Origin of the sequence: Streptomyces poonensis (genome assembly GCF_014650915.1) — a bacterium.
GTDB lineage: Bacteria > Actinomycetota > Actinomycetes > Streptomycetales > Streptomycetaceae > Streptomyces > Streptomyces poonensis.
In genome coordinates, this window is the sequence record NZ_BMVW01000001.1 from 1,007,156 (window position 1) to 1,032,632 (window position 25,477).

A 25,477-nucleotide genomic window follows, 5' to 3' on the forward strand; every position below is an offset into this window, starting at 1 on the left:
ACGGGAATCGCGCACGCTGCTCGGTCCCGCCGGGACGGACTCCCCCGATCGTCCGGCGCCGCCGCAGGGAAGGCCGAATCCTTGCAGAGACGGCACCGGACCCGCGCGGAAACCGCGCCGGACCCGCGCGGAGACGGCACCGGACCCGCGCAGAGACAGTCATCGGGCCCGCCCCCGCAGGGAGGGCACCGGCCCCGCGCTCAGTCCGTCACCTGATACGTCCCCTGCGCCTGCTCGTACAGCCGTGTCACCTCGTCGCGCTCGGCCTCCGGGCCGCGTACCTGCACGACGTGGTACCGGCCGTCGACAAGAATCGCCAGGTTCCGCACGAACATCTCGCGTCCGTCGGCGTCCTGCCAGGTGAACTGCCCCTCGGCCATGCTGCGTCCGCCCACTTCGATCAGCCGCATCCCGCTGGACGTGGCCCACGTCGAATCGCGGAACGGCTGCAGCTCGCGCTCGTCCTCCCGCTGGTACGCCAGCGGATCGCTGCCGAAGGTCTCCGCGCTGTCCCGCCCGGGTACGACGATGAGCTCGAAGCGGCCCTGCGAGTAGACCACCTGACCGCGCCCGTTACGGGCCGTACGGTCCCAGCCGTTGGCCACGGCGATCCGGAACCCCTCGGGGTCGTCGCGCAGGGTGAACCCCTGGACGATCTTCGGTTCATTGCCCTGCGGCCTGGTGGAGGCGGACGTCTCCGACGGCTCCGTGTCGTCCTCCTCCTGCGCGGACTGCTCCGGCCGCGCCGCGCCGCTGTCCTCGGGGGCGGGGCCGGGGCCGGCATTCCCGGAGGCACCGGTCCGGTCGGTGTCCGTGCCGCTGCTCCCGTCCGTCCCGGCCTTCGGCATGAACATCACGGCGTACGTGATCGCCGCGACCAGCGCGAGCAGGACCAGCAGAAGCAGATTGCGCCCGAGAGTGCGGGGCCCGGACCGCTGGGACGGACCGACAGACGTGACCGGCTCGGACCACTTGGGTGCCCTGGACGCCCCGGACGACCGGGACGACACGGACGGCATGGACGCCACGGACGACGGCATGGACGACTTCCGCGCCTTCGGTGCCCTGGACGGCTTCGACGCCTTGGACAGCTTGGACGGCCCGGACGGCTCGACGGGTTCGGTCGCCGCCCGCTCCTGGCTCGCTCGCTTGTGACGGCCGTGCGGGTGGGCGGCGGTCATCCGGTTGCGGCGGCGCCTGCGGACGAGCTCGCCCCGACGCCGCTTGATCGGCAGCCGCCTCGGGTCCGCCGGGGGGGCCGCCACCACATGCATCCCGGCCTCGGGTTCCGGCGCCGACCGTACGAGCGAACGCAGCCAGCCGCGCAGTTCCTCGATGTCCGGCCGATCGGTGGGGTCCTGGCGCAGCAACGACTCGACCACCGGCCGCAGCGGTCCGCACTCCTCCGCGTACGCGGGCGGCTCCGAGCACACCATCTGCACCAGCTCGGCGGTGTTCTCCTCCGGGTAGGGCGCGTGTCCCTGCACGGCCCGGAACAACAGCGCCCCGAGCGCCCACAGGTCCGTCGCGGGGCCGATCGGCGCGGCCAGCTGCCAGTTCTCGTGCACGGGGCCGGCCTGTTCCGGTGCCCAGCGCTCCGTCACAGGTCCGACGACCGCCATCCGCGCCTGCCGGGCACGCTCGGCGGCCAGTGCTGTGGTGGGTCCGCGGTGCGCGGCGCCGCCGCCGACCAACTGGTCCCAGCTGCTGGCGGCGGGTGCGGCCGCGGGCACGGCCGATGGAGCGGCACTGCCGGATGCGCCCGTGGCGTGCGCCCCGGGGAGCGCGGGCCGAGCGGAACCGCCACCACTGCCACCGGCACTGCCACCGCCGCTGACGCTGCCACCACCACGGTGACTGCCACTGCCCTGCGGCCCGGTCACGGGTGCGGGCACTCCCGGGCGGGGCGTCGCTCCGTGCCACGGGTTGGACCGTCCAACGCCATACGGATCGGCGATCTGCCCGGGCGGCGTGGACGCCGGCTGCGCGCCGGAGCCCGGCGTCGCTCCGGTTCCGCCCGGGGTCGGGCCGGGCACGCCCGGGGTCGTACCGGGAGCCGCACCGGAAACTTCACCAGGCGTCATACCGGACGTCATACCGGGCGTCATACCAGGTGGGCTCCCCGGCACCGGCCGCTGTCCGGGCAGTGGCGTGCCCTGGCGGTCCCCCTGCCCCTCGTTCACCCGGGCCGCGGCGCGCGCGCCGGCCCGGTAGGCCGCGATCGCTCCGGCCCGCGCGGCCCGTACGTCACCGCCGGTGTCGAGGATGCGCTGCCCGGTCGACGGGTCCCTGCCCGGTCCCGCGTCCCCGGCCCTCGCCTCGATGGCGGCACGCCGGGCGGCCTCGGGGTCGGCTGCACCGGCTTCGGCCGCCCCGCTCCGGGACGTAGGGAGCTCAAGCCCACGGGAGCCCACGGACCCGTAGCCGCCGTCAGGTCCCCGGCCGCGTCCGCGATCGAGTGCGCGGTCGAGTCCGTGGTCAGTCCCTCGGTCGGATCCGCGGTCAAGCCCTCGGTCGGATCCGCGGTCAGGTCCCCGGCCGAATCCGGGATCAGGCCGCTGGTCGAATCCGGGCTCAGATCGCTGGTCGAATCCGCCGTCGGGCCCCGCGCCCCCTCCGGGCGCGTCCGGTCCGTCCTCGTCCTGCGGGTCCCGCGCCGGCACGGGGTCGTACCCGCACAGCGCCTCCTCCGCCGCGCCGGACGCCAGGCCCGTGAGCACCACGCGTCCGTCGTCGCAGACGAGGACCGTGCGGGAGGTGACGTTCCGGTGCACCCAGCCGTGGGCGTGCAGGGCGCGCAGCGCGGTGAGGACGTCGGCGGCGATCTCGGCCGCCCGGTACGGCGTCAGCGGCTCCTCGGCGAGCAGCGCCGCGAGCGGCCGGGCGGACACCAGTTCGCTGACGATCCACAGCGACCCGCCTTCTGCGAACACGTCGAAGACCTGGTCCAGCCGCGGGTGGTCGGGGATCTGCGCGGCGGCCTGCGCTGCCTCGATCGCGCGCCGTACGGCCGGGTCCACGGGCCGGCGCGTGGTCCGCGCCGTACTCCGGCGTGCCCCGCCGTCCCGGGCGACGTACCCCTCCGGGAGCCCGTCGGCGTCCAGCACCTCCGCCTCGACGACCTCGGGCAACGGAACCTGCCGTACCAGGACTTCCTGCCCGCTGTAGGTGTCGAAGGCCCGGCTCTCGGCGAGTTCGTACTCGTCCGACGGCGGCAGCGGAAGGCGGTAGCGGTCGGCGAGTACCCGTCCCGCGTAGTCGTCCACGATGCCACCCCCGGCCGCCCGGTCGCTCAAATCCGTTCGCTCTGCGTACCGTTCCGATCTCTATACGTACGGTCCGCGACGACTCACGATACGTGCCTAAGACAACGCGCAGTGAGGAGATGCGAGATTCGCCCCGTTACGAAAAGGCTTCGGACATCCTTCGGGCCCCCGATCAGGGCCCCGATAGGGACATCAGGACCTGACCTACGACGGCCGGCCTCAGGACTTCGGGGTGAACGTCTTCGTGAACGTCCGCCAGGTGTCCTTGCGCAGCTCGCCGTCCCACTTGGCGTCCTTCGCCGTGTACATCAGCGCGTGACCGAGCCCCGAGTTCACGACGAACCCGCGGTCGATGACCCGGTACTTGGTGCCGCCGTCCACGTAGGTGAACTCCCAGTCGGCCGTGTTCCAGCCGCGGTAGTCCACCGCCTCTATTCGGACCCGCTGGTACTTGGGGCGCACCATGTACCGTTCCTGGTTCTTCCAGTCCGCCACCGGATCGTCCTTGGGCGTGGACGTCCACCCGATGAGCAGCTTCTGCCCGTCGGGGCCCGTGAACCGGTCACCCGCCGCACTCGTCGACCGGTACGCCCATCCCGCGGGCAGCCCGATCGAGTAGCCCTGCGAGCTCTTGTACGTGGACTCCGCGATGCCGTCGGCCCCGGCGTCCGAACCGTCGCCGTCGCTGTCGCCGCCGTTGCCGTTGCCGTCACTCGCTGCGTCGTCCGAGCCCTCCGAACCGTCCGACGCACCGGCGCCGTCCGCCGCTTCGGAGGCGTTGTTCGCGGAGTCGTCCGAAGCGGAGGCCGACTCCGTCCGATCGCTGTCCGTACGGGCGTCCGAGCCCTCGTCCTCGTCACTGCTGCCGGTCACGGCAGGGGACGCGGCCGACTTGGTGTCGCCGTTCTTGCCGCCCGAGCCGCTGTCGTCGTCACCGCCGCCGAGCGTCAGCGCGAGCACCGTACCGAGCACGGCCAGTACGACGACCACCGCGACGACGATCAGCGTCCGCCGCGGCACCACATCGGTGATCGGCGCTCTGGGCACGGGACGCGGCGGCAGGTCCGGGGGCGGCACCTGCGGCCACCCCGACGACGTCCGCCCCGCGGACCCCGTCCCGCCGGCCTTTCCTCCGACGGCTCCCGCCCCGGACGACGCGGAAGAGATCGAGGAGGAAGCCGAGGAAGAGGCCGAGGACGACGAAGAGGAAGAAGACGGGGAAAGCGAGGAAGGCGGAGGAGAAGAAGGAGAGGACGGAGAGGACGGAGAGGACAGGGAAGGTGAAGCAGACGGAGCTGTCTTCGCGGCCTCCCCGCCCTTCGCGGCCCCTCTGCTCTGCGCGGCCGTCTTGCCCTTCACGGCCTCTTGGCCGCCACTCCGGGTCCCCGTGGCACCCGCCGCCGCGGCCGTACCGGCCCCCGCCGCGGCCTTGCGCACGGAACGCAGCGCTCCGCGCCAGCCTTCAGCCGACTCGCCCGACTTCGCCCCGGAAGCGTCCGCTCCCTCTTTACCCGCTCTGTCCTTGCTCGGTCTGTCCTTGCTCGCTCTGTCCTTGGCTCTCTGCTCGGGCACCGGCGGCAGCGCCACGACCCGCGTCGCGTCCGCCGGCTCGGCCTCCTCGGGATCCGACGCGTGGATCACCTCGTTGAGCAGCGCCCGGGCTCCCGCGTCGTCCAGCCGCTGGGCCGGGTCCTTGGCGAGCAGCCCGTGTATCACCTTCTTCAGCGGGCCCGCGTTGGCCGGCTCATCGACCGGCTCGGTCATCACCGCGGTCAGGGTGGCGATGGCCGACCCCTTGTCGTACGGCGGAACGCCCTCGACCGCCGCGTACAGCAGACCACCGAGCGACCACAGGTCTGCCGCAGGACCGGGCTTGTGACCACGCGCCCGCTCCGGCGAGATGTACGAAGGGGCGCCCACGAGCATGCCGGTCGACGTGATGGAGGGGTCGCCCTCCACCTGGGCGATACCGAAGTCGGTGAGCACCACCCGGCCGTCGTCGGAGATCAGCACGTTCGACGGCTTCACGTCACGGTGCAGGATGCCCTCACGGTGCGCGGAGCGCAGCACATCAAGGATCGCGAGGCCGACCTCGGCGGCGCGCCTCGGTTCGAGGGTGCCGTCCTGCCGTATGACTTCGGCGAGCGACTTGCCCTCGATCAGCTCCATCACGATCCACGGCCGGTCGTCCTCGTCGACCACGTCGAAGACGGTCACCGCCCCGTTGTTGCGGATCCGGGCGATCGCCTTGGCCTCCCGCAACGTGCGCGTGATCAGCCGCCGCTTCTCGTCCTCGTCGATGCTCGACGGGAACCGCAGCTCCTTGACGGCCACCGTACGGCCCAGCGTCTCGTCCTCAGCCCGCCACACGGTACCCATGCCGCCCCGGCCGAGAACTCCTCCCAGCCGGTACCGGCCGGCGAGGAGACGTGTGTTCTCGTCCTGACGGGATGCCCCGCCCCGCTCCGCCTCCGACATGCGTCCCCTCATGCAACCCGCCCTGACAGAGCCTTCATTGTCCCTCACGCGACAACTGCTTCACGCCCAGGGTGTCTCTTCCTCAACCACCCCCGTGGCCACGCCCCGCCGACGGGCGCCGACCGCGCCACCGCCCCTTCCCACCTTGCAGGAGGGCGCGCGTTCCGGCCACGGCGCCCTGAAGTGAAACACCAGCTCCACACCGGCCGGAACTCATAAGGAGGCGCACTCTCGGGCCCGACGCGCCCTGGAGTCGCCGGACAGCCCGCTCCGCCCGAGGCCCGGTCAAGCACCGCGGCACGGCGTGCGTTTCGGCCACGACCTCCCCGGGCCAGTACCCGGAAAGCCCCTAGTGATCTGTGGTAATCCCTGATTCCTCCTGTATGACAGGCCGCGCGGAGTAAGGGGAGGAAAGGACTGCGATGCCATCCCGCAGAGCGCTACTGGCCGTACCCGTGTCCCTGGCCGTACTCCTCGGCCCCGGTCTCGCCCCGATCGTCACCCAGGCCGGAGTAACCCCTGCCCCAAACACCCGACGCACCCCCGTGCCCGCCCCCGGCTCCGTCCTTCCCCTCATGGTCAGTCGCGGCAAAGCCCCCGCAGCGGCGCTGCTCTCCCTCGAGAAGGCCGGGATGCGCTTCGCCCACGCCGAGTCCCCCAGCCACCACCACGCCGTGAGCCTCCGCACCATCGGTCCCCACACCACCAGGCCGCGCACCACCAGGCCGCGCACGGCCATCCACCGCACAGCCAAAGGCATCCGTCTCACCGACCACTTCCGCGCCGGCAGCATCACCAAGACCTTCATCGCCACAGTGGTGCTGCAACTAGCCGCGGAACGGCGGCTGTCCCTGTCGGACACCGTCGAGGACTATCTGCCCGGCCTGGTGCGAGGCTCGGGGAACGACGGTCGCTCCATCACCCTGCGCGCCCTGCTCACCCACACCAGCGGTCTGGCCGACTTCACCGTCGACACACGAGGCGAAGTCGCCGTGACACCACGTCAGGCTCTGCTCATGGCACTCACCCACCCTCCGGCCGCCGCCGGCCGCTTCTCCTACTCGAACACCAACTACGTGATCCTGGGCATGGTCATCCGTCAGGTGACCGGCCACCCGTACGCCACCGAGGCCGAGCGCCGCATCATCACCCCCCTCCGTCTGACGGGCTCGTCCTTCCCGGGAGCACGTACCTCACTGCCGGCGCCGCACGGTCACGCCTACTCCGCCGACGGCTCCGACGTCACCGATCTCGACCCGCGCGTGGCCGGAGCGGCGGGCGAGCTCGTCACCACGCTCACCGACCTGGTCCGCTTCTACGCGGCCCTGTTGCGCGGCGACCTGCTCCCGCCCGGCCGACTGCACGAGATGCTCGACACCCGGACCGCACAGGGCTGGTACGGCATGGGTGTCTATCCCGAGAAGCTGTCGTGCGGCACCACTGTGTGGGGACACGACGGCCGTATCTCCGGCAGCTACGTGCGCACCGCAGCCACCGTCGACGGCCGCCGTGTCCTCACCTTCCGCGTGAACACGGACACGCTGGCAGATCCCGGCCTCGAACCCGCCCTGCTCACCGCCGAGTTCTGCCCTCGTTCCTCGTCCCGTTCGTCTGCCCGCTCGTCGTCCCACGCCTCGCCCCGCATCCCGTAGAACGGACGGGTCTCGAGCAGAGATCCAGGACCGCCACGCCCGTTCGGGTGAACCGCAACGGCCGACGGCCTCCTGAGGCAACGGACCGGACGGACCGCAACGCACCAACGGACCACACGGACCGCAACACACCGCGACAGCCCGCAAGAGACCGCAACAGCCCACACCGAAGAACCTCAGCGCGGCACGATCTCCGGCGCCCCCAGCCGCGCCGCGTCCGCCGTCAGGTCGTCCGGCTGGCGCTGGGACTCCCGCTCGGCCTCCACCCGCTTCTCGTAGTGCTGAACTTCGCGCTCGATGTGGTCCTGGTCCCAGCCGAGCACGGGAGCCATCAGCTCGGCCGCTTCCCGGGCGCTCCTCGTACCCCGGTCGAACGTCTCGATCGAGATCCGCGTCCGCCGCGTCAGCACGTCGTCCAGGTGCCGTGCCCCCTCGTGCGAGGCCGCGTACACGATCTCGGCCCGCAGATAGTCGTCGGCCGCCCGCAGGGGCTCCCCCAGGGAAGGGTCGTCCGCGATGAGCGCGAGCACCTCCTCGGCCATCGAGCCGTACCGGTTGAGCAGGTGCTCCACGCGCACCACGTGGAGCCCGGTCCGCGCCGCTGTCCGCGCCCGGGCGTTCCACAGCGCCCGGTAGCCCTCCGCACCGAGCAGCGGAACGTCCTCGGTGACGCATTCGGCGACCCGCAGATCAAGTCCGTGCACCGCCTCGTCCACCGCGTCCTTGGCCATCACCCGGTACGTCGTGTACTTGCCGCCGGCGACGACCACGAGCCCCGGTACGGCATGGGCCACGACGTGCTCGCGCGACAGCTTGCTGGTGGCGTCCGACTCCCCGGCGAGCAGCGGGCGCAGTCCGGCGTACACGCCCTCGACGTCGTCCCGGGTGAGCGGCACCGCCAGCACGGAGTTCACGTGCTCCAGCAGGTAGTCGATGTCCGCGCTGGAGGCGGCCGGGTGCGCCTTGTCGAGGTCCCAGTCGGTGTCCGTGGTGCCGACGATCCAGTGCCGTCCCCACGGGATGACGAACAGCACCGACTTCTCGGTCCGCAGGATCAGACCGGTCGACGAGTGGATGCGGTCCTTCGGCACCACCAGGTGGATGCCCTTGGAGGCCCGTACGTGGAACTGCCCCCGCTCGCCCACCATGGCCTGGGTGTCGTCCGTCCACACACCGGTGGCGTTGACGAGCTGCTTGGCGCGGATCTCGTACTCGCCGCCCGCCTCGACGTCCCGCACCCTGGCGCCGACGACACGCTCGCCCTCGCGCAGGAAGCCGGTCACCCGCGCGCGGTTGGCGACCTTCGCCCCGTACGACGCCGCCGTACGCACCAGCGTGGCCACATAGCGGGCGTCGTCCATCTGTGCGTCGTAGTACTGCAGTGCTCCGACCAGCGCGTCCTTCTTCAGGCAAGGGGCCACGCGCAGGGCGTGGCGGCGCGTCAGGTGGCGGTGGACGGGGAGTCCGCGGCCGTGTCCACGGGCCATCGACATCGTGTCGTAGAGCGCCACGCCCGAACCCGCGTAGAGCCGCTCCCAGCCCTTGTGCTGCAGCGGGTACAGGAACGGCACGGGCTTGACCAGGTGGGGCGCCAGCCTCTCCAGCAGCAGTCCGCGTTCCTTCAGCGCCTCGCGGACGAGTCCGAAGTCGAGCATCTCCAGATAGCGCAGACCGCCGTGGATCAGCTTGCTGGACCTGCTGGACGTACCGGACGCCCAGTCGCGGGCCTCGACCAGCCCAGTGGACAGGCCGCGGGTCACGGCGTCGAGCGCGGTGCCCGCGCCGACCACCCCGCCGCCCACGACCAGCAGGTCCAACTCGCGCTCGGCCATTCCCGCCAGTGACTCGGCGCGCTGCGCCGGTCCCAGTGCCGCTGTCCTCACCGCTGCCTCCCGCTGTCTGTCGCGCCGGCCTCACCCGTCGGGCAGGGCCCTGCTCACATCCCCCATGCCCAGAATTCTGACCGCCTTGCCGCACTCCGGCCACCACCCGCCTCCCGACCTGTGGACAACCGGCGGGGACGCGCGAAGAAAGACACTCCACCAATCCCGCAAATCGGTCATATTTACTCCTAGTCTGACATTGCGCTCGCTCATCCTGTCCACAGGGCTTGCGCGCCTGTCCCACTTCGGCTATTGGGAAGGACGGCCCACGCCATGCCCGCAGATCTCGCCGTCATCGGACTCGGCCCGCTCGGCCTGCCGCTGGCGCAGGCCGCCGTCGCCGCCGGCATTCCGACCCTCGGGTACCGGAGCCCCTCCGGGGCCGGTCCGGAGAGCGGCGGCTGCCTCACCGCCCCCGAACTCCGCCGTATGCTCGCCGATGGCTTCCGGCCCACCAACAGCCCGGCCGAGCTCGGGCGCGTCCGTACGGCGGTGATCTGCGTACCGACCCCTTCCGGGGCGGACGGCAGGTTCGATCTCACCCATGTGGCCGCCGCCGCTCGGACGCTCGCCGCCCGGCTGCGCCCGCACACCACGGTGATCCTGGAGTCGTCCGTGCACCCGGGGACCACGGAGGAGTTCCTGCTCCCGCTCCTGGAGGAGGGCTCCGGACTGCGCGCGGGCCGCGACTTCCACCTCGCGTACTCGCCCGGCCGCACCGACCCCGGCAACCGCGACCACTCCCCCGCCAACACCCCCCAGGTCATCGGCGGCCTCACTCCCGCCTGCACCGAGTCGGCGGCCGCCTTCTACGGCCGGCTCACCGACAAGGTGGTACGCGCGCGGGGACCCCGCGAGGCGGAGACGGTGCAGCTCCTGGAGACCAACTACCGGCTCGTGAACATCGCGCTCGTCAACGAGATGGCCGTCCTCTGCCACGACCTGGGCATCGACCTGTGGGACGTGATCCGCTGCGCGGAGACCAAGCCGTTCGGCTTCCAGGCCTTCCGCCCGGGCCCCGGCGTCGGCGGCCACGGCGTCCCCCAGGACCTGGCCGGACAGGCCCCGCGTTCCCTGCGGCTGGTCGAACTGGCCCGGCAGGTGAACGACCACATGCCCCCGTACGTGGTCCAGCGCGCGGCCACCCTGCTCAACGAGCACGGCAAGTCCGCCCGCGGCGCGCGCGTCCTCCTCCTCGGCGTCACCTACAAGCCCGACGTCGCCGACCAGCAGGGTTCTCCCGCGCGCGAGATCGCGCGGCGCCTGATGGAGCTCGGCGCCGCCGTCAGCTTCCACGACCCGTACGTCGGGTCCTGGAGCGTCCTCGACCGCCCCGTCCCCCGCGCCGACCTCCTCTACGAGGCCGTCGCCGACGCCGACCTGACACTCCTGCTCCAGCACCACCGCACGTACGACCTGCAGGGGCTGTCCGCGAAGGCGCAGCTCTTGCTGGACACGCGCGGGGCGACTCCGACCGGGGCAGCGCATCGGTTGTGAAGGGGGCGCGTGAGGTGACCGGGCATCCGGGGCTGGTGGCTCACGACATCCCGTGCCGGTACCGTAGACGCAGGTGGAGCCCACCGCAGCGGCTACTGCGGCAGGCTCCTGACGGATCACGGGTGTCCGCCCCTATTCTTCCTAGGGGCGGCCGCTCACCGTCCGTGAAGCCACAAGATCCACCTCCTCCGGCACTTCACCATCCGAAGACGGATTCGGTCCCAGCGGGTGGGCTTGCGGTGACGTCCCATGGGCGCCGGTCACGAGCGCTACCGCCTCGCCCCGGCCGTTCCCCCGCGCATCCGTCCCCGAGACAACCGCGCGCCTCTCCACCGCACAGAGCGCCCCCGCCAGGCCCTTCCGACGCACAACGGGCACGCGATGGGCACGCGAAAGGGGCCCGGTCGCCCACAGGCAACCGAGCCCCTCTCCGCTCAGGACGCTCGCGCCGAGCGCGGCGTCACCTCACCGCCGGTGCTGCGAGTCCGCCACCGTCACCTCGACCCGCTGGAACTCCTTGAGTTCGCTGTAGCCGGTGGTGGCCATGGCACGGCGGAGGGCACCGAAGAAGTTCATGGAGCCGTCCGGGGTGTGCGACGGGCCGGTGAGGACCTCCTCGATGGTGCCGACCGTGCCCAGGTCGACCTTCTTGCCGCGCGGCAGCTCCTCGTTGACGGCCTCCATGCCCCAGTGGTGGCCCCGGCCGGGCGCGTCGGTCGCGCGCGCGAGCGGGGAGCCCATCATCACGGAGTCGGCACCGCAGGCGATCGCCTTGGGCAGGTCGCCGGACCAGCCGACCCCGCCGTCGGCGATGACGTGCACATACCGGCCACCGGACTCGTCCATGTAGTCCCGGCGGGCCGCGGCGACGTCCGCCACCGCCGTCGCCATGGGCACCTGGATGCCGAGGACGTTGCGCGTGGTGTGCGCGGCGCCGCCGCCGAAGCCGACGAGGACACCGGCCGCGCCCGTGCGCATCAGGTGCAGGGCCGCCGTGTACGTGGCGCAACCGCCGACGATCACCGGCACGTCGAGCTCGTAGATGAACTGCTTCAGGTTCAGCGGCTCGGCGGCACCGGACACGTGCTCGGCCGACACGGTCGTACCGCGGATCACGAAGATGTCCACGCCCGCGTCCACGACGGCCTTGGAGAACTGGGCGGTGCGCTGCGGGGAGAGCGCGGCGGCGGTGACCACACCCGAGTCGCGCACCTCCTTGATGCGCTGGCCGATCAGCTCCTCCTTGATGGGAGCCGCGTAGATCTCCTGGAGGCGGCGGGTCGCGGTCTCCGCGGGCAGCCCGGCGATCTCGTCGAGCAGCGGCTGCGGGTCCTCGTACCGCGTCCACAGGCCCTCGAGGTTCAGGACGCCGAGGCCGCCCAGCTCGCCGATGCGGATGGCCGTGGCCGGGGAGACGACCGAGTCCATGGGGGCGGCCAGGAAGGGCAGCTCAAAGCGGTAGGCGTCGATCTGCCAGGCGATCGAGACCTCCTTCGGGTCCCGGGTACGGCGGCTCGGTACGACGGCGATGTCGTCGAAGGCGTACGCCCGGCGGCCGCGCTTGCCCCGCCCGATCTCGATCTCACTCACGTGTGTGGCCTTTCCCTCTGCGTTTCAGCGCCTTCCAGTATCCCCGACCCCATCACAAAGGCGGTCCCGGAGCCTCCGGGACCGCCTCTGTGCGTGCTCCACGCGCGCGTACGGCTCGTCTGCTGCTCGGCAGCCGTCCGCCGCGACGTGCTACTTGCGGCTGTAGTTCGGCGCCTCGACCGTCATCTGGATGTCGTGCGGGTGGCTCTCCTTGAGGCCCGCGGAGGTGATCCGGACGAAACGGCCGTTGGCCTGGAGCTCCGGCACCGTCTTGCCGCCGACGTAGAACATCGACTGGCGCAGACCGCCCACCAGCTGGTGGACGACCGATGACAGCGGGCCGCGGTAGGGCACCTGGCCCTCGATGCCCTCGGGGACCAGCTGCTCGTCGGAGGCGACGCCCTCCTGGAAGTAACGGTCCTTGGAGAACGACTTGCGGTCGCCGCGGGACTGCATGGCCCCGAGGGAACCCATGCCGCGGTACGACTTGAACTGCTTGCCGTTGATGAACAGCAGCTCGCCCGGGGACTCCTCGCAGCCCGCGAGGAGCGAGCCCAGCATCACCGTGTCGGCGCCCGCGACCAGGGCCTTCGCGATGTCGCCCGAGTACTGCAGACCGCCGTCGCCGATGACCGGGATACCGGCCTCCTTGGCGGCGAGCGACGCCTCGTAGATCGCCGTCACCTGCGGCACGCCGATGCCGGCGACGACACGGGTCGTACAGATGGAACCGGGTCCGACACCGACCTTGATGCCGTCCACGCCGGCGTCGATGAGGGACTGGGCGCCGTCACGGGTGGCGATGTTGCCGCCGATGACGTCGACGCCCGAGGAGTTCGACTTGATCTTGGCGACCATGTCGCCGACCAGCCGGGAGTGGCCGTGCGCGGTGTCGACGACGATGAAGTCCACGCCCGCCTCGATGAGGGCCTGGGCACGCTCGAAGGCGTCCCCGGCCACGCCGACGGCGGCGCCGACGAGGAGCCGGCCCTCGGCGTCCTTGGCGGCGTTCGGGTACTGCTCGGCCTTCACGAAGTCCTTGACCGTGATCAGGCCCTTGAGCACGCCCTCGTCGTCGACCAGCGGAAGCTTCTCGATCTTGTGGCGGCGCAGCAGCTCCATCGCGTCGGTACCGGAGATGCCCACCTTGCCGGTGACCAGCGGCATCGGCGTCATGACCTCGCTCACGCGGCGCGTGCGGTCGGTCTCGAAGGCCATGTCACGGTTGGTGACGATGCCGAGCAGCTTGCCGGAGCCGTCGGTGACCGGGACGCCGCTGATGCGGAACTTGGCGCAGAGCGCGTCGGCCTCGGCGAGCGTGGCGTCCGGGTGGATGGTGATCGGGTTCGCCACCATGCCGGACTCGGAGCGCTTCACCAGGTCGACCTGGTTGGCCTGGTCCTCGATGGAGAGGTTGCGGTGCAGCACGCCGACGCCGCCCTGGCGGGCCATCGCGATCGCCATGCGGGACTCGGTGACCTTGTCCATCGCGGCGGACAGCAGCGGGATGTTCACCCGGACGTTCTTGGAGACGTACGAGGCGGTGTCGATCTCGTCGGGCGCCATGTCGGACGCGCCCGGCAGCAGCAGCACGTCGTCGTAGGTCAGCCCGAGTGTCGCGAATTTTCCGGGCACTCCGTCGACGTTTGCAGTCATGACACCTTCCCCAGATGGCCTTGATCGGTGCGGACGTCCATGCTAACGGGAACTGCGGCTCCGGCATTCCGCTATGGGATGTGACGCCCGGCTTTGTAGGTTCGTACAAGAACGCGCGGGTCGTCCGTTCCTCGTGCCCACCCGGGGCGCTTCCGTGCGCCCGCCTCCAGGGAGGCGGGCGCGGCGGGCGCCGGCTACTGCTCGGCCAGCGCCCGCAGCCGGCTGAGCGCCCGGTGCTGCGCCACCCGTACTGCACCCGGCGACATGCCCAGCATCTGGCCGGTCTCCTCGGCCGTGAGACCCACCGCGATGCGCAGCAGCAGCAGCTCCCGCTGGTTCTCGGGGAGGTTGGCCAGGAGTTTCTTGGCCCATTCGGCGTCGCTGCTGAGCAGGGCCCGTTCCTCCGGGCCGAGCGAGTCGTCCGGCCGCTCGGGCATCTCGTCCGAGGGGACGGCCGTCGAGCCGGGGTGCCGCATCGCGGCGCGCTGGAGGTCGGCGACCTTGTGGGCGGCGATGGCGAACACGAACGCCTCGAAGGGCCGCCCGGTGTCCTTGTAGCGCGGGAGCGCGAGAAGCACCGCGACGCAGACCTCCTGCGCCAGGTCCTCCACGAAGTGCCGCGCGTCACCCGGGAGCCGCGACAACCGGGTGCGGCAGTAGCGCAGGGCGAGAGGATGGACGCGGGCGAGCAGGTCGTGCGTGGCCTGCTCGTCTCCGTCGACGGCGCGATGGACGAGCGCACCGATCACCGTCGTCTCGTCGTCGCGCATCGGTCCATGGTGCCCTGACGTCTTCCGCTCCGTGGCACCGCGCCCGTAGTTGTGCACCGAAGCGTTATGAGCAGGTGCGCCGGAACTCATCTCCTGCGCCCTCCCCTTCCGCTCGACCGACTCGTCCCCGAGGAACTCCACACCTCAAGGATGCGGCATCCGCGGCGAAACGAGCAGCGGGCACCCGGCGGGCCGCTTTGCCAGCCCCACCTTCCCTGCGGTAGGTGCCCCGGTCATGGCCCTGATCAGCAACCCCGCCCGCCCGGCGGCAGGCGGGGATTCCCGTTCCCCCGCTACGGCCCACTTAGCGGACCAGGCCCCAACGGAAGCCGAGCGCCACGGCGTGCGCCCGGTCGGAGGCACCGAGTTTCTTGAACAGCCGACGGGCGTGGGTCTTGACGGTGTCCTCGGAGAGGAACAGCTCGCGGCCGATCTCGGCGTTCGACCGGCCGTGACTCATGCCTTCGAGCACCTGGATCTCACGCGCGGTGAGCGTCGGGGCGGCGCCCATCTCGGCGGAACGCAGCCGGCGCGGGGCCAGTCGCCATGTGGGGTCGGCGAGCGCCTGCGTGACCGTGGCCCGCAGCTCCGCGCGTGAGGCGTCCTTGTGCAGATAGCCGCGGGCACCGGCGGCGACCGCGAGCGCCACGCCGTCCAGGTCCTCGGCGACGGTGAGCATGATGATGCGCGCACCGGGGTCGGCGGACAGCAGCCGCCGCACGGTCTCGACGCCGCCCAGGCCGGGCATGCGTACGTCCATCAAGATCAGGTCCGAGCGGTCGGCACCCCAGCGGCGGAGGACTTCCTCGCCGTTGGCCGCCGTCGTCACGCGCTCGACGCCGGGCACGGTGGCCACCGCGCGACGGAGCGCCTCTCGGGCAAGCGGGGAGTCGTCGCAGACGAGGACGGATGTCATGGCCGCCCTCCGCAGCTGATGCGCGTCACCTTGAGCCTCCAGGCTGGTACGAATCGTCACCGGTGCGGTCGACACTCGCGAGCGGACTGAGACGCCTGCCCGAGCGCTTGTTCCTTCAACCGCCTCCGCCTTCTCAACGACGGTCACTCGAAAGAGTTACGGGGCGGTGAGCCATGTTCGGCACTCTACGTGAGGGGGCGGACACGGTGCAGACATGCGCAACGGACCCTCAACGTTTCATCACAACCTATGCCCCATTCAGCCCTTTTTCTTCTCATTAGCTGGTGTCTGGCACTAGATTTGCAATGAGTCATATTTTCATCTCCTTAGATCGTAGAAGTACGGTCATGGGCGCTTCTCCGCCCAGAACGGCAACAAGGGGACACGAAATGGCAGATTTCTCCCGCCTTCCCGGACCCAATGCGGATCTATGGGACTGGCAGCTCCTCGCGGCCTGCCGCGGGGTCGACAGTTCGCTCTTCTTCCACCCGGAAGGTGAGCGCGGTGCGGCACGGAGCGCTCGTGAGAACTCGGCCAAGGAGGTCTGCATGAGGTGCCCGGTCCGCGCGGAGTGCGCTGCCCACGCCCTGGCGGTGCGGGAGCCTTACGGCGTGTGGGGCGGACTGACGGAGGACGAGCGCGAAGAGCTCATGGGGCGGGCACGCAACCGGCTGGTGTCGGCGTCGCCCACAGGAAGCGGGCCCGCTTCGAACACTTGAAGGAACGTTTCTCCGGTTGCCGGGCCACTACCTCCCGGCCGCTCTTGACAGTCGTCGGCCCCACCGGTCGGCAGAGCACGGGCTACCGCGCGCCCGCCCTCGCGAGCTCGTCGAGGGTTGCCGCCACCGCGGGGACACGCGCGAGGTCCGGCAGGGTGAGCGCGACGATCTCCCGCCGTACGGCGGGTTCCAGCGTGACCGTCCGCACGCCCTTGGGGCGCACGGACTCGACGGCCAGTTCCGGCAGGACCGCCACGCCCAGTCCTGCGCCGACCAGACCGGCCACCGCCGGATAGTCGTCGGTCGCAAAGTCGATCCGCGGCGTGAAGCCGGCGCCCTCGCAGATCTCGACCAGCTGTCCGCGGCATCGGGGGCAGCCCGCGATCCACGGCTCCCCGGCGAGGTCCCCGATGGCCACGGATGCCGTACGGGCCAGCCGGTGCCCTTCGGGTACGAGGCCGACGAGCCGGTCGGCCAGCAGGGGCCGTACGACCAGGTCGCCCCACTCGTCCGCACCCTCCGCACCGGCGTACCGGAAGGCGAGCGCGACGTCGCAGTCGCCCGCGCGCAGCATCTCGACGGACTTCGGCGGTTCGGCCTCCTCCAGGGAGACACGCGTGCCCGGATGCGCGGCGCGAAGGGCGGCCAGCGCGGTGGGGACCAGCGTGGAACTGCCGCTGGGGAAGGAGACGAGCCGGACGCGCCCCGCGCGCAGCCCGGCGATGGCGGCGACCTCCTCCTCGGCCGCGGTGAGCCCGGCGAGGATGCCGGCCGCGTGCCGGGCGAGGGCCTCGCCCGCCTGGGTCAGGCGCATCTCACGGCCGCTGCGGACCAGCAGCGGCGTGCCGACCGAGGCTTCGAGGGCCTTCATCTGCTGGCTGACGGCAGGCTGGGTGCAGCCCAGCTCGCGCCCCGCCGCCGAGAAGGAGCCGGTGGCGGCCACGGCGCGCAGAACACGAAGATGTCGGGCCTCGATCACACCTCAAGCATAAGGGAGCCTTGGGCTTCCGCCCTGATATCCCATCGACACTTTGACTTCGATCATTTAATGTTCGGACGTGAAGCTTCTGTCACTGAACGTGGGACGGCCGAAGACCGTCGACTACACATCCCAGTCGCAGGGATTGACCGGCATCGACAAACAGCCGGTCGAGGGGCCGCTGTACGTGGCCGCGCCCGGCCCGAAGGGCGTCGGCGGGAGCGGGGTCGCCGGGGACGCGGTCTGCGACACACGTCACCACGGCGGAAACGACCAGGCGGTGTACGCGGTCGCCCGGGAGGACCTGGACGAGTGGGAGCACGTGCTCGGCCGGTCCCTGCCCAACGGCGTGTTCGGGGAGAACCTCACCACCCGGGGCCTCGACGTCTCCGGTGCCCTGATCGGTGAGCGCTGGCGGATCGGCGCCGACGTGATCCTGGAGGTCACGAGCGGCCGTATTCCCTGCCGCACCTTCCAGGGACATCTGGGCGAAGCGGGCTGGGTCAAGCGCTTCACGCACCGGGCGGCGCCCGGCGCGTACCTGAGGGTCGTCGTGCCCGGCGAGGTGCGGGCGGGGGATCCCATCGAGATCGTCCACCAGCCGGACCACACCGTGACGGTGGCCCTGCAGTTCCGTGCCACCACCGCGGAACGGGAGCTGCTGCCGCGGGTGCTGGCGGCGGGGGACACGCTGCATCCCGAGATCCGGGCGGAGGCGGAGAAGTACGTGGCGCGGCACAGCTCCTAGGGGTGAACCCGAAGAAGGTGCTTGGGGCCGGACCGGGGGCGGGTCAGGGAAGATCCCGGATGTTCCGGGGCCGGCGGGACGGGACGCTCGACGCATGTCTCGTCACGGGTTTCGTCTCAAGCGTGTCCTCATCGTGCTCGGCTCGGTCGTCACCGTCGCCGCGCTGGCCGTCGGCGGCCTGTTCACCTGGCTGTGGACCGGCTCCCAGGTCAGCACGGTCGGCGAGGAGCGGTTCGGCAACCGACTCGCGATACCGCCGCTGGCGAAGTCGTCCGTCGACGAGGACGGCACGCGCGTCTTCGACTTACGCATGCGGGCGGGCGAGACGGAGTTCGAGCCGGGGCGACGGACACCGACCTACGGGTTCAACGGCTCCTACCTCGGCCCGACGCTGCGTGCCGAACGCGGGGAGAAGGTCCGCGTCCGTATAGAGAACGGGCTCGGCGAAGCCTCCAGCGTGCACTGGCACGGCATGCACCTGCCCGCGCGGATGGACGGCGGGCTGCACCAGTCGATCGCGCCCGGCGCCACCTGGAGCCCGCACTGGACGGTGGACCAGCCCGCCGCGACGCTCTGGTACCACCCGCACCCGCACGGCGTGACCGAGCAGCATGTACGCAAGGGCCTGGCCGGCCTGTTCCTGCTCGGCGACGAGAGGACGGACCGGCTCGCCCTGCCGAAGAAGTACGGCGTCGACGACCTCCCCGTCATCGTCCAGGACGTCCGCTTCGACGATGGGGAACTCGACGGCGGCCGCAACATCATGCAGAGCGTGGGCTTCCTGGGCGACCGCACCATGGTCAACGGCACGCTCAGCCCGTACCAGGAGGTCGGCGACGAGCTGATACGGCTGCGCCTGCTCAACGCCTCCACGGCCCGCACGTACGCCTTCGGGTTCCCGGACGGGCGCTCGTTCTCGCTGGTGGCCACGGACGGCGGGCTGCTGGAGCGCCCGGCCGCCATGGAGCGCGTCCAGCTCTCGCCCGGGGAGCGGGCCGAGATCGTGGTGCGTATGCGGGCCGGTGAGCGGGTGGTGCTGCGGAGCTTCCCGCAGGACAACTACGGGGACGTCTGGCAGCGGCGGTTCGCCGGGGGCGACGACTCCTTCGACGTACTGGAACTGCGGGCGGCCGGGCGGCTGCGGACGTCACCCGCGCTGCCCGCCGCGCTGGGGGAGCCGGAGACCCCGGACGGCACCGACGCCGTCCGCGGCAGGTACTTCGATCTGAAACGGAGTGGGATCAACGGCCGCGCGATGGACATGGGCCGGATCGACGAGACGGTGACGCGTGGGACGACGGAGGTGTGGACGGTCCGCAACGCCGACGGCATGCCGCACAACTTCCACGTGCACGACGTGCAGTTCCGGGTGATGGAGGTGAACGGCTCGGCGCCGCCGCCCGCGCTGCGCGGTCCGAAGGACACGGTGTTCCTGCCGAACGGCACGACGATGAAGCTGGCGCTGCGCTTCGACGGCCCGGCGGATCCGGACACGCCGTACATGTACCACTGTCATCTCCTGTACCACGAGGACGAGGGAATGATGGGCCAGTTCGCGGTGGTGGAGAAGGGAGAGCGGGCGGGCACGCCGACGGGACACGCGGACGACCACGGTGCGGGACACGGGAAGGACAGGTGAAGGCCGGTTCGAGGAGCGGACCAGCTCAGTCCGGGTCACTAATCTTGCGTCATGACAACGGCTCTCATCACGGGATCGACCTCGGGCATCGGTGCCGCCTTCGCACGGCGGCTGGCGGCCGACGGCCACAGCCTCGTCCTGGTGGCGCGCGACACCAAGCGACTGCGGGACCAGGCCACGGAGTTGCACGACCGGCACGGCATCGAGGCGGAGGTGCTGTCGGCCGACCTGGCGACGGACGACGGCATCGAGGCGGTGGAGCGGCGCCTGGCCGACCGGAAGAGTCCGGTCGACCTGCTGATCAACAACGCCGGTTTCGGCAACAAGGGCCGTTACCTCGAGGTCTCCATGGCCGATGAGCTGACGATGCTCAAGGTGCACTGCGAGGCGGTGCTCCGGCTGACCTCGGCGGCGGTCGAGGGGATGCGGGAGCGGGGCCGGGGCGGTGTGGTCAACGTGGCGTCGGTGGCCGCCTTCGTGCCACGCGGCACGTACGGGGCGTCCAAGGCGTGGGTCGTGCAGTTCACGCAGGGCGCGGCGCGGGACCTGGCCGGGAGCGGGGTGCGGTTGATGGCGCTGGCGCCCGGCTTCGTGCGCACCGAGTTCCACCAGCGGGCCGGCATGGGCACGGACAACATCCCGAACTGGATGTGGCTGGACGCCGACAAGGTGGTCACGGAGGCGCTCCACGACCTGGCGCGGGGGAAGTCGCTGTCCATCCCGGATCCGCGGTACAAGGTGCTGATGGGGGCGACGAAGCTGGTGCCCCGGTCGCTGCTGGGCGGGATCACGTCGAGGACGGGACGGAAGTACGGGCCGCGGTAGGCAGCGAGCAGCGCGGCCGGGCAGCGAGCAGGACAAGCGGGCGACAAGCAACACGACTGGCCGGTGAGCGGCACAGCCGGGCGGTAAGCAGTAGCGCCGGGCAGCGCGAAGGCCCGGCGCCCTTGCGGGGAGCCGGGCCTTCGTTCATGCCCTGTCTGCGTACGTCAGTGCGCGTGGCCGTGGCCGTGACCGGCGGCGGCCGGCTCTTCCTCTTCCTTCTTCTCGACGACCAGGGTCTCGGTCGTGAGGAGGAGGGAGGCGATGGAGGCGGCGTTCTCCAGGGCGGAGCGGGTGACCTTCACCGGGTCGATGACGCCGGCCTTGACCAGGTCGCCGTACTCGCCGGTGGCGGCGTTGTAGCCGTTGCCCTTCTCCAGCTCCGCCACCTTGGAGACGATGACGTAGCCCTCGAGGCCGGCGTTCTCGGCGATCCAGCGCAGCGGCTCGACGGCAGCCTTGCGGACCACGGTGACACCGGTGGCCTCGTCGCCGGTCTTGTCGAGGTTGCCCTCGAGGACCTTGACGGCGTGGACCAGCGCGGAGCCACCACCGGAGACGATGCCCTCCTCGACCGCGGCGCGGGTCGCGGAGATGGCGTCCTCCAGGCGGTGCTTCTTCTCCTTCAGCTCCACCTCGGTGGCGGCGCCGACCTTGATCACGCACACGCCGCCGGCCAGCTTCGCGAGGCGCTCCTGGAGCTTCTCGCGGTCCCAGTCGGAGTCCGTGGCCTCGATCTCGGCCTTGATCTGGGCGACGCGGGCCTCCACGTCGTCCTTCTTGCCGGCGCCGTCGACGATGGTGGTGTCGTCCTTGGTGACGGTGACGCGGCGGGCGGAGCCGAGGACGTCCAGGCCGACCTGGTCGAGCTTGAGGCCGACCTCCTCGGAGACGACCGTGGCGCCGGTGAGGACCGCCATGTCCTGCAGCATCGCCTTGCGGCGGTCGCCGAAGCCGGGGGCCTTCACGGCGGTGGCGTTGAAGGTGCCGCGGATCTTGTTCACGACGAGGGTCGACAGGGCCTCGCCCTCGACGTCCTCGGCGATGATCAGCAGCGGCTTGGAGGCGTTGGCCTGGATGACCTTCTCCAGCAGCGGCAGCAGGTCCGCGATGGCGGAGATCTTGCCCTGGTGGATGAGGATGTACGGGTCCTCGAGGACGGCCTCCATGCGCTCCTGGTCCGTCACGAAGTACGGCGACAGGTAACCCTTGTCGAAGGCCATGCCCTCGGTGAAGTCCAGCTCCAGACCGAAGGTGTTGGACTCCTCGACGGTGATGACACCGTCCTTGCCGACCTTGTCCATCGCCTCGGCGATGAGCTCGCCGACCTGCTGGTCCTGGGCGGACAGCGCGGCGACGGCGGCGATGTCGGACTTCTCGTCGATCGGGCGGGCCGAGGCGAGCAGGTCCTCGGAGACCGCGGCGACGGCGGCGTCGATGCCCTTCTTGAGGAGGGCCGGGGAGGCGCCGGCGGCGACGTTCTTCAGGCCCTCGCGGACCAGCGCCTGGGCCAGGACGGTGGCGGTGGTGGTGCCGTCACCCGCGATGTCGTTGGTCTTGGTCGCCACCTCCTTCACCAGCTGGGCGCCGAGGTTCTCGTACGGGTCCTCGATCTCGACCTCACGGGCGATGGTGACGCCGTCGTTGGTGATGGTCGGGGCGCCGAACTTCTTGTCGATGACGACGTTGCGGCCCTTGGGGCCGATGGTCACCTTGACGGTGTCGGCGAGCTTGTTGACGCCGCGCTCGAGGGCGCGACGGGCGTCCTCGTCGAACTTCAGGATCTTCGCCATGGGAGCGTGAGCCCTCTCGGAAATCTAGGGAGGAACTGACTGCGCCCCGGGCGCCCGGCTTCTTAGGGGTCGCAGGGGGCCAGGGGCGCAGTCGCTGAGCTAAAAGTGCGTCGAGTGAAGTCGACCTGTCTGCCGTCGACTTACTCTCGTCGACTTACTTCTCGATGATCGCGAGCACGTCGCGGGCCGAGAGGACGAGGTACTCCTCGCCGGAGTACTTCACCTCGGTGCCGCCGTACTTGCTGTAGAGCACCACGTCGCCGACGGTCACGTCGAGCGGCAGGCGCTCGCCGTTCTCGAAACGGCCCGGGCCCACGGCGAGGACGACGCCCTCCTGGGGCTTCTCCTTCGCGGTGTCCGGGATGACCAGGCCAGAGGCCGTGGTCTGCTCGGCGTCCAGCGGCTGGACCACGATGCGGTCCTCGAGCGGCTTGATGGCAACCTTGGAGCTGGCGGTCGTCACGATCCGACCTCCCCCTTCGGAGATCTCACGGGGTTAACTGTCTGAGGTGGCGACCAGGTCGATCCGTCGTCGCGGGTGCCGGACCTGCCCGTCGCGTTGTTGGCACTCTCCAGGGGGGAGTGCCAGAGCCGAGACTATGACCGCGGTTAGCACTCGGTCAAGCGGAGTGCCAATCGCCTGTGGCGCGGCGCCGGGATCCGGGTGGCCAGGTGGGCGGCGGGTACCGGACGGAGCGGCCGGGCCACGGACCCCGTGGGAGGCCGGCCGGACCACGCGCCGGACGGGGCTCCTCGGGCCGCCGGGCGGACCCGGCACACCCGGCCGAGCCGGGCGGCAGGGGCAGGGGAAGCGCCCGGCGATACGCGGAAGAGGAGTACCCAGAAGGGGAGCACGCAGAGGGAAGCGCCCGGGGTGCGCCGGAGGAAAGCGGTGGGCGGGCCGGGGCCCGGGGTCAGAGGTAGTCCTCCAGGCGGCCGACCGTGAGGCCCTGTCCCTGGATCCGGCGGAGCAGACGTGTCGTCATCCGCGCGAGGGACGATGCGCCGCCCGGCGCCTCCAGGGCCCTGAAGTCGGCCATCACGATCACGATGTCCCCGGGGCGGAGACGGTTCGGTCCGGTCGTGTACCGCAGACCGTCGGCCTGCATCGAGGCCCGCCCCAGGACGACGGCGGAGATGCCGCACTCGGCGGCGGCGTGGAGCGTGGCCGTGTCGTACGTGCCGTACGGCGGCCTGAGGAGCCGGGGCCGGATCCCGAAGCGCTTGTTCAGCTTCTCCTGCTGCCCGCAGATCTCGGCGCGCTGACCGGCGTACGGCAGCCCGCGCAGCGAGCGGTGGTCGAGGGTGTGGTTCTGCAGGCCGGCGCCGACCCCGCGCAGCCGCGCGAAGTGGCCGTACCCAGGGCCGGCGACGCTGTCGGTGAGGAACATCGTGACCGGGAGGCGCAGTTCGCGGACCAGGTCGACGAACCGCGGGTCCCGTTCGGCGCCGTCGTCGAAGGTCAGGAAGACGACCTCGTCCTTCGTCGGGATGTGGTCGACGACCGGGGGCAGCCCCGGCGCCGCGCCCGGGGCGGCGGGCGGCCGGTCGGGTGTCCTCGGACGCGGGGCGAGCGGCGCGGTGAGCCCCCAGCGGCGGTACACCGGCTCACCGGATCCGTGCGCACGCTCGCGGTTCCCGCGCGTCTTCGCACGCCTGCCGGTCCCGGACCCCTCCTCACGCGCTCCGGTCTCAGGTCCGTCCTCGCGGCCGCCGGCTCCGGACGGGCGCGCGGTTCCGTCTGCGGCGCCGGTTCCCTCTCCGGCACCCGTCCCGGCTCCGGCCCCGGTCCCGGTCCCGGGTGTGCCCCCGCTCTCCGCCGCCGTCCCGCCCTCCCGGCCGGCGGTGTCCCCCGGCCGGCCGCACCCGGTGAGCCCCGCCGGCCCGGCGAGGAGTGCGGCGGCGAGCGCGCCCGCGCACAGGACGCGCCGCCTCACAGATAGTCCTCGAGGCGAGCCACCGCGTACCCCTTGTCCGTCACCAGCTTCAGGAAGCGGCGGACCATGTCGGGCATCGTGCCGTTCCAGTCGTCCTTGCCCCGGAAGTGGGTGAGGACGATGTCGCCGGGGTGGATGTCGCGGTCCCACTCGCGGTACTCCCAGCGGTCGGCGAAGACCTCCGCGTTCCACAGCGGCACGGCCTTGATGCCGCAGGCCTTGGCCGCGCGCAGGGTGTCGCGGTCGTAGTCGCCGTACGGCGGCCGGAAGAGCACGGGCCGCTTGCCGTACCGCTTCTCGATGACGTTCTGCATTCCGCAGATCTCGCGCTTCTGCGCCTTGTACGACAGATCGGGCAGGAAGCGGTGGCGGAGCGTGTGGTTGTTCAGGGTGACGCCGCTGTCCTGCATGCGCCCGAAGTAGCCGTAGTCGTCCTTCACGAGGTAGTTGCTGAGGAAGGCGCTGTACGGGACGTTCAGCTCGCTCATCATCCGCAGGAACGCCGGGTCCTTCTCGGCGCCGTCGTCCACGGTGAGGAAGACGACCCGCTGCCGGGTGGGGACGGTGGTGAAGACGGGCGGGAGGCGGCGCGTCCGGTGCCCGTCGACCTCGAATCCCTCACGGGTCTCGAGCGTCGGCTTGCGCGCCGGGGGCGCGGGCGGCGTCAGGGGCACCTCGGCGAGTCCCCAGCGCTTGGCGGCGGCGACCCGGGCGGCGTGTGAGCGACCCAGTTCGGAGGCGTACCGGTCGAGGGCGCGGGCCGGAGGCGCGCTGAGGACGCGCTCCTGGCCGTGCGCGGGCCGCGCCGCCCGGTCACCCTTCCCGTGCGGCGTCCCGCCGCCGCACCCGGCGCACGCGAGGGCGGCGACGGCGAGCAGGGCCGCTCCGCCCCGTGCCGACAACCGCGCCGACGTCCGCACTGGCGCTCGCAGTGACGTCTGCATGGACGCCCCCGACAGCGCCCCCGACAGCGCCCGCGCCTGCGCGCGCGCCGACACGCCCGTCCGTACCCGCGCCCACTCCGCCCACTCCATCCGCTTCACCCACTTCGCCCCCTTGGCCCACTTCGCACTCTTTTGATTGTTTTGTCGTATGAGCTGCATGGTGCCGCATCCTCGCAGTCCCCGACCCG

General features: G+C 71.2%; 18 protein-coding genes. 6 read left to right on the forward strand and 12 right to left on the reverse strand.

All coding sequences use genetic code 11. The features are described from left to right. Positions 1–200 precede the first annotated feature (200 nt). Both IE242_RS04400 and IE242_RS04405 read right to left on the reverse strand, forming a co-directional pair. Positions 201–3,266 carry a serine/threonine kinase C-terminal domain-containing protein gene (locus tag IE242_RS04400; RefSeq protein ID WP_189855433.1) on the reverse strand — a complete coding sequence of 1,022 codons (3,066 nt, stop codon included), beginning with the start codon at positions 3,264–3,266 and terminating at the stop codon, positions 201–203. A 219-nt stretch (positions 3,267–3,485) separates the two neighbouring features. Further along, positions 3,486–5,744 (reverse strand): serine/threonine-protein kinase, encoded by a 2,259-nt coding sequence (locus IE242_RS04405; RefSeq protein WP_189855435.1) that lies wholly within the window; start codon positions 5,742–5,744, stop codon positions 3,486–3,488. Positions 5,745–6,166: 422 nt separating this feature from the next. Here IE242_RS04405 and IE242_RS04410 point away from each other — a divergent pair, with 422 nt between their 5' ends. Then, positions 6,167–7,396, forward strand: coding sequence for a serine hydrolase domain-containing protein (locus IE242_RS04410; protein ID WP_189855437.1), 1,230 nt, complete (start codon positions 6,167–6,169; stop codon positions 7,394–7,396). Positions 7,397–7,572: 176 nt separating this feature from the next. Here IE242_RS04410 and IE242_RS04415 read toward each other — a convergent pair whose 3' ends face one another. Next, entirely contained in the window at positions 7,573–9,279 is a 1,707-nt protein-coding gene (locus IE242_RS04415) for a glycerol-3-phosphate dehydrogenase/oxidase (protein ID WP_189855439.1), read from the reverse strand. A gap of 273 nt (positions 9,280–9,552) precedes the next feature. On the opposite strand from IE242_RS04415, the gene IE242_RS04420 reads away from it, so the two are divergent. Beyond that, positions 9,553–10,776 (forward strand): nucleotide sugar dehydrogenase, encoded by a 1,224-nt coding sequence (locus IE242_RS04420; RefSeq protein ID WP_189855441.1) that lies wholly within the window; start codon positions 9,553–9,555, stop codon positions 10,774–10,776. Positions 10,777–11,241: 465 nt separating this feature from the next. Here IE242_RS04420 and IE242_RS04425 read toward each other — a convergent pair whose 3' ends face one another. The 4 genes from IE242_RS04425 to IE242_RS04440 form a co-directional block, all read right to left on the reverse strand. Continuing rightward, positions 11,242–12,366 carry a GuaB3 family IMP dehydrogenase-related protein gene (locus IE242_RS04425; protein WP_030571409.1) on the reverse strand — a complete coding sequence of 375 codons (1,125 nt, stop codon included), beginning with the start codon at positions 12,364–12,366 and terminating at the stop codon, positions 11,242–11,244. A gap of 150 nt (positions 12,367–12,516) precedes the next feature. After that, entirely contained in the window at positions 12,517–14,022 is a 1,506-nt protein-coding gene (guaB, locus tag IE242_RS04430) for an IMP dehydrogenase (protein ID WP_189855443.1), read from the reverse strand. Between the two features lie 194 nt (positions 14,023–14,216). Then, positions 14,217–14,792: a sigma-70 family RNA polymerase sigma factor gene (locus tag IE242_RS04435; protein WP_030571403.1), complete on the reverse strand. Its 576-nt coding sequence runs from the start codon at positions 14,790–14,792 to the stop codon at positions 14,217–14,219. Between the two features lie 304 nt (positions 14,793–15,096). Then, the gene (locus IE242_RS04440; protein WP_003948568.1) at positions 15,097–15,708 is read right to left on the reverse strand and encodes a response regulator transcription factor; all 612 of its coding nucleotides are present in this window, start codon (positions 15,706–15,708) and stop codon (positions 15,097–15,099) included. Between the two features lie 389 nt (positions 15,709–16,097). Here IE242_RS04440 and IE242_RS04445 point away from each other — a divergent pair, with 389 nt between their 5' ends. Next, positions 16,098–16,427, forward strand: a complete 330-nt coding sequence (locus IE242_RS04445; RefSeq protein ID WP_189855445.1) for a WhiB family transcriptional regulator — start codon at positions 16,098–16,100, stop codon at positions 16,425–16,427. 82 nt (positions 16,428–16,509) lie between these two features. Here the strand turns inward: IE242_RS04445 and IE242_RS04450 are convergent, their stop codons facing one another. Next, the gene (locus tag IE242_RS04450; protein WP_189855447.1) at positions 16,510–17,406 is read right to left on the reverse strand and encodes a LysR family transcriptional regulator; all 897 of its coding nucleotides are present in this window, start codon (positions 17,404–17,406) and stop codon (positions 16,510–16,512) included. A 79-nt stretch (positions 17,407–17,485) separates the two neighbouring features. On the opposite strand from IE242_RS04450, the gene IE242_RS04455 reads away from it, so the two are divergent. The 3 genes from IE242_RS04455 to IE242_RS04465 all read left to right on the forward strand — a co-directional run bounded on the left by IE242_RS04455 (position 17,486) and on the right by IE242_RS04465 (position 20,618). Beyond that, on the forward strand, positions 17,486–18,154 hold the full coding sequence (locus IE242_RS04455; RefSeq protein WP_189855449.1) for an MOSC domain-containing protein: 669 nt from the start codon (positions 17,486–17,488) through the stop codon (positions 18,152–18,154). 94 nt (positions 18,155–18,248) lie between these two features. Beyond that, the gene (locus IE242_RS04460) at positions 18,249–19,793 is read left to right on the forward strand and encodes a multicopper oxidase family protein (RefSeq protein WP_189855452.1); all 1,545 of its coding nucleotides are present in this window, start codon (positions 18,249–18,251) and stop codon (positions 19,791–19,793) included. Between the two features lie 51 nt (positions 19,794–19,844). Continuing rightward, positions 19,845–20,618, forward strand: a complete 774-nt coding sequence (locus tag IE242_RS04465; protein WP_189855454.1) for an SDR family NAD(P)-dependent oxidoreductase — start codon at positions 19,845–19,847, stop codon at positions 20,616–20,618. A 164-nt stretch (positions 20,619–20,782) separates the two neighbouring features. Here the strand turns inward: IE242_RS04465 and groL are convergent, their stop codons facing one another. The 4 genes from groL to IE242_RS04485 form a co-directional block, all read right to left on the reverse strand. Then, positions 20,783–22,408: a chaperonin GroEL gene (gene groL / locus IE242_RS04470; RefSeq protein WP_189855456.1), complete on the reverse strand. Its 1,626-nt coding sequence runs from the start codon at positions 22,406–22,408 to the stop codon at positions 20,783–20,785. Between the two features lie 154 nt (positions 22,409–22,562). Next, a complete protein-coding gene (gene groES, locus IE242_RS04475) occupies positions 22,563–22,871 on the reverse strand; it encodes a co-chaperone GroES (protein WP_189214834.1) in 309 nt (102 codons plus the stop codon). A 451-nt stretch (positions 22,872–23,322) separates the two neighbouring features. Next, positions 23,323–24,345, reverse strand: coding sequence for a polysaccharide deacetylase family protein (locus tag IE242_RS04480; protein WP_229858157.1), 1,023 nt, complete (start codon positions 24,343–24,345; stop codon positions 23,323–23,325). Next, positions 24,342–25,289 (reverse strand): polysaccharide deacetylase family protein, encoded by a 948-nt coding sequence (locus IE242_RS04485; protein ID WP_189856402.1) that lies wholly within the window; start codon positions 25,287–25,289, stop codon positions 24,342–24,344. Before IE242_RS04485 ends, IE242_RS04480 begins: the two co-directional genes overlap by 4 nt. Positions 25,290–25,477 lie beyond the last annotated feature (188 nt).

Bases quoted from the DNA above. Each gene is read 5' to 3' on its own strand.
- IE242_RS04405 (WP_189855435.1), bottom strand. From the start codon at position 5,744: ATGTCGGAGGCGGAGCGGGGCGGGGCATCCCGTCAGGACGAGAACACA.
- IE242_RS04410 (WP_189855437.1), top strand. From the start codon at position 6,167: ATGCCATCCCGCAGAGCGCTACTGGCCGTACCCGTGTCCCTGGCCGTA.
- IE242_RS04420 (WP_189855441.1), top strand. From the start codon at position 9,553: ATGCCCGCAGATCTCGCCGTCATCGGACTCGGCCCGCTCGGCCTGCCG.
- guaB (WP_189855443.1), bottom strand. From the start codon at position 14,022: ATGACTGCAAACGTCGACGGAGTGCCCGGAAAATTCGCGACACTCGGG.
- IE242_RS04435 (WP_030571403.1), bottom strand. From the start codon at position 14,792: ATGCGCGACGACGAGACGACGGTGATCGGTGCGCTCGTCCATCGCGCC.
- IE242_RS04440 (WP_003948568.1), bottom strand. From the start codon at position 15,708: ATGACATCCGTCCTCGTCTGCGACGACTCCCCGCTTGCCCGAGAGGCG.
- IE242_RS04445 (WP_189855445.1), top strand. From the start codon at position 16,098: ATGGCAGATTTCTCCCGCCTTCCCGGACCCAATGCGGATCTATGGGAC.
- IE242_RS04460 (WP_189855452.1), top strand. From the start codon at position 18,249: ATGTCTCGTCACGGGTTTCGTCTCAAGCGTGTCCTCATCGTGCTCGGC.
- IE242_RS04465 (WP_189855454.1), top strand. From the start codon at position 19,845: ATGACAACGGCTCTCATCACGGGATCGACCTCGGGCATCGGTGCCGCC.
- groL (WP_189855456.1), bottom strand. From the start codon at position 22,408: ATGGCGAAGATCCTGAAGTTCGACGAGGACGCCCGTCGCGCCCTCGAG.
- IE242_RS04485 (WP_189856402.1), bottom strand. From the start codon at position 25,289: ATGCAGACGTCACTGCGAGCGCCAGTGCGGACGTCGGCGCGGTTGTCG.